Source organism: Mesorhizobium sp. WSM4830, assembly GCF_055811495.1.
Genome location: NZ_JBVVQI010000070.1, coordinates 1 through 4,703 on the forward strand (window position 1 = coordinate 1; position 4,703 = coordinate 4,703).

The following is a 4,703-nucleotide window of genomic DNA, read 5'->3' on the forward strand; positions in this document are numbered from 1 at the left end:
GGTGTAGGGTGGGCGGGCTTGCCAGGTGCGCGCGCGGCCGAAGACCAGCTTAGGCGCATGAGCTCCGACAGGTCTAGCAACCGCCAGTTGGACTGCCACGAAATTGGCTTTCGAGAGCTTTGTGTCAGTGCCGGAGGGGCAACATAGTTGTCGGAAACCAGCCTTGGCACGGCACGTTGCTCAGTCGTGACCTCGCAAAGGATGCGTGGTCGAAACCGCGTCCTCATCAATCGGGATCCTGGCGAGACCTCGAATGGGAGATGGTGGCGAGACCCGGCTCTGACACTTCTTCGCTACATGCTGCGGTCAGAAGGCGATGGGCGGAAGGCGTGCATGTGATGGCGCACACTCCAGGCTGTGATCACGCGCGCCGCTGCTCGGCAGCATGCTCGCAGGCTGGCGCAATGCTGGTCAGCAAGCGTCCGAGCCGCCGAACTCATTGAAATCTGCGTTGTGAGGGCTCGCCCCACGCATTAGCTCCTCAAAATGCGGAGCACCAGGTGATGTTGAAGGCACACGGGCGGAGATCGGCGATCGTAGTTCCCGGCCGAAGCATCGCGGAGTGTTCGAGCGTGCGGAGTTCCGGGTGGGGGATTCAGCCGCGGCGGTCAACATCGCCAAGCCGCCTACGCTGCCGCCGCAACCGGGCCCTGTCGATCTTAAGCAAGGCCGTATGCCAGACCCTGCCGATGGCGCCAAGGATAAGTTGCATTTCTACCTTTCTACACAGCCCACCGCATTCCCATCTTCTGCGTCACTCGATTTGATCGAGCTTCAAAGATCGCTCTCGATTGCGAATCGGATCGCTATCAGTCAGCTCTTTGGCTGCCTATGCAAGGCATTATGAGCGCCCTGCTTCGCACGGCGCCCTTCCGCCCTGCAGCGAGGCGAAGCGGAAGCGGCGCACAAGACCGCCGTGTCGGCGTGAGCCTTACCAGCTGCAGGCAATGCTACTACATCTCTCGGGCGCCGCGCCATGCTCTGCGGGCCATCCACTTTTTTGGGCGCTGCTCGGGTGGTCAGCCCTCCACTCGTGGGCTCGGCCCCGGCAACTCGGGCTCGCCTTGGCAACAGCCACTCTGCAGGCTTCCTCCCTGTTTGTGGCGGCACAGCCGGCGGAAAGTAGGCCCAAGGAAAAGGTGACCTATCGGTTTGTCGATTTGAAAGCCTTGGGAGCCCGCCGACGAAAGCAGCGTCTTTCTAGTCGGAATAGTATGCGCATGATCGTAAAGCGCTGTGTGTCGACTGATCTCGGCGACGGTTGCCGCGTACTCATGGCAACGCCGGCTCGCCGATCAGGCGGGCATACTCCGCCTCCGGCTGCCCGTATGAGCCGTTTGCCAAGATGATGAGGCCGGCGCGGTCGCGGATAATGACCTCGCCACGATTTGACCTGATCAGGCCGCGGCCTTCCAGCAGTTGAAGGGCCACGGTGACGCCCGGCCGTCGTACGCCCAACATGACCGACAGGAATTCATGGGTAATCGGCAACCGGTCGCCTTCTGTCCGATCGTCGCACATGACCAGCCATCTCGCCAGCCGTTCTTCCAGTTTCAAGCGGGCATTGGCGAGCGCGGTGTAGCAGGTCTGGATATGCGCGTAATGCACATAGCGCAGCAGAAAAAGCCGCAGCGTCGGGCTGTCTGAAAGCGCCTTTGTGAATGGCTCGGTGTCCATGCTGAGAACCTCGGCCTCCACCTGAATGTAACAATCATGCTGGGAGCGATCGCCCCCCATGACCAGCGCCGAGCCGGTCATGCCCTCGAAGCCGATGACGCGAACCTCGGCGTCGACCTCCGGCCGCAGCTTCGCCACCACCGAGCCGATCCCCGCCTCAAAGAAGTAGACGGCCTCGATTGCGGCGTTTGCGGTTTCGAGCTGGGTCCTCAATGGCAGAAAGCTGCTGTGAAGGTGAGGGCTGAGCAATTGCAGGTCGGCCGGAGACATGCGCCGCAGCAGTTCGTTTCTATAGGCAGTTTCTGGGCGATGAACTGGCTGCCCGCGATCGCGGTCTTCTGAGTAGGCGAGGCCAATTTTCGAGGTGTTGGGGCCGCTCATCGCTCCCTCCCGAATTGGGGCGGAAGCGCGATGTTCGCTCACAGCCGGCGATGCCCTGAACGTTTATCGCCGATCTCGCATCTTACACCCGTCGATGTGGCGAGTCTCGCCCGTTGCAAGCATAAGAGCGGTTCACCTCGTCCGCCGATCAGCTTCGAAAGCGGCGATACTCTGAATGCTCGAAAAGCGTCTAGCCAAACTGCTCGACCTCGTCAGATCGTTCGCGAAGCCATTAAAGCGCGGGCGGACGCGTTGCTCGGAATGCCCTTATCCTCATGCCATGTGGAAGCGCATCCACAGCGACAGAAGCCGGGAGGAGCTCGATTTTTTTCGTCGGAGCTGGTTCCGCAACTGTCCTCGATGTTTGCGCGAACTCCGGGCAATCTGGTGCGTCCCGAGCATCTTGGTGGACGCGCGCATTGTCGATGATCCGGTAGACCGGCCAGCTCGGACCGCCTTGTCCAACTTTTGCCGGGCCAGTCCAATGCACACCGCGCCTGCGCATGGCTGCCAGGCAAGTCATGAAACGCTGGGCCCGCTCCTTTGCCGACCGATGTTCCAGGAGATACCCTCGCGCTGCACCATGCCAGAAACCTCTTTGCCGATATGCCGCTCGAGCACCGGCCGCCACGGGACCAGCACGAATTCGCGCGATTTCTCGATAACGGCATATTTGCCGCTGGCCAGCTCAACTGAGCGGCGGAGCGTGCCCTCTACCCGGTCTCCGGGTCGCGCTTCAGCATAGGACAGACCGAGCTCTTCCGAGAGCTGACCGGCAACACGGTTCAGCTCTCGCTGGCGGAGGATCGAAATCATGTTGGCCCGATAGACGGTGCGGTCCTGCTCTTCATGCGCGAGACCCTGAGCAATCAGCCATTGCCGCCTGCGGGCTTGCGCCTCCCGCACCTCACGGCCAAAGCCGGAGTTGCGCAGGGCCTCCGGTGCATCGGAAACCATTTCCCGGTCGATCCAGGTGGCACCATCGAACGCGATTTGCTGCTCCAGCGGCATTGACGAGAACTTGTCGACGACAACAGGCGCAGCCATGGCGCGCTTGCGCTCGTAGTCGGCGACGTAGTCGAGATGGTTCGGCGCGATGATCCATGTGCCGTCGGCTTCGCGCCTGACACTGCCGGTCTCACGGCGAATGGCTTCCAAGCGCCGTACATGGGTTTCGGCGAAGCGTTGGGTGGCAGATGGATCATGCTCCAGGTGGATATCAACATTGTAGCGCCCGCCATGGACGGCGGCGATCTCGGCGACGGTGCGGTCAACCTGTCTCGGCTCGGTGTTTCTCGGCGTGACACGGACGATGCAGCCGTCCGGCGTCGGTTCGGTGGCCTCGCCTTTGCCGACATCGATGTAGTGGCTTTTTCCGTCCACCCCATCCACGATGAGGTAGTGGCGGTCCTTGATCTCGTCGGCAAGCCCGCGCGCCACAACACGGCCAATGACAGGTTGCGCGAGCTGACTGGGTCGATCGTGGATCACACAGTCGGCGGCACTTCGGGATAGTCCCTTGCCCGCAATTTCGCGGTGCATCGTCTTGATGATGTCACCGCGCTCGCCGATGCGCCGCAGTGTTGCTTCGAGTTCATCGTCGAGGCGCCAGCGGCTGGAGCTGATCTCCTCGGCCAGGCCCATCCGTTCGAGTTTGCGCAGTCGGCCCTGGTGCAGCGTCTGTCGGAAGGCGTCGCGGCCGACCGGTGAAACCAGTCCGTCGCTGTCGCGCGTGCTGAGCAGCTGCCGGTCGATGCTGGTGAAGCGCTCCTGCTCCATTTCCTGGCGCAAGCGGTGCTCGATCTCGCGATCGGTTCGCGGACCGAGATCGAGGCTGACCAGTTCGGCCGTCCGTTCGCGAATTCCGCTCGAGATATATTCCCGCGCGATAACCAGGTTCTCGCCGCGATCGTCCTTGCCACGGACGAGGATGTGGGTGTGCGGGTGGCCGGTGTTGAAATGATCGACGGCGACCCAGTCGAGCTTGGTGCCGAGATCCTCCTCCATCTGCGCCATGAGCCGGCGTGTGAGTGGCTTCAGATCATCATACAGAGTGCCGTCTTCCGGTGCGACGATGAAGCGGAACTGATGCCGATCGCCATCGGCACGATCAAGGAAGGCCTTGCCGTCGACGCGATCACTGTCGGCGCCGTAGAGCTCGCCAGGCGCGCCTTCCCGGGTCACGCCGTCGCGCTGGATATAGCGCAGATGCGCACGCGCCCCACCCTGGCCTTTGCCGGCCAGCTTGACGACGCGCGCCTTGACCACCACCCGCCGCTGCCGGAAGGCAGCATACCTGTCGCGGGATTTCAGCAGCGCGGCGGCCGCCCCGCCGCGCCCTGCCCGGCTGCCGCTAAAGCGGCCTCCGCGCCGGGGCCGGCCGCCGGCTCTGTTGATCGCCGCCTGGACCTGGCTGGCGAAGCGTTTGCCGGCGTTCGAGCCGCGCGAGCCTATTCTGCCGAGCTTCGGCCTGAATTCGTCATCCTGCATCGTGGCCTCCCAGAAATCGCAAGGAAATCACATACTTGCTCGCCCAACCCTCCCGGTTCCACCGGCAGCCTCCGGGAAAAACGATGTGCAGACAAAGACTTAGCCGGCTCTTGGAGGCGATGCCTTTATCTTGCGTTACGCCGCCCTTCCCGCCC

Annotated in this window: 2 protein-coding genes; both read right to left on the reverse strand. The window is 62.6% G+C overall.

The annotated features are described in order from the left end of the window. Positions 1–1,272: 1,272 nt before the first annotated feature. A complete protein-coding gene (locus AC0L2Y_RS34240) occupies positions 1,273–1,947 on the reverse strand; it encodes a Crp/Fnr family transcriptional regulator (protein WP_473562291.1) in 675 nt (224 codons plus the stop codon). A gap of 630 nt (positions 1,948–2,577) precedes the next feature. Further along, a complete protein-coding gene (rlxS, locus tag AC0L2Y_RS34245) occupies positions 2,578–4,548 on the reverse strand; it encodes a relaxase/mobilization nuclease RlxS (RefSeq protein WP_473562290.1) in 1,971 nt (656 codons plus the stop codon). Positions 4,549–4,703: the final 155 nt, after the last annotated feature.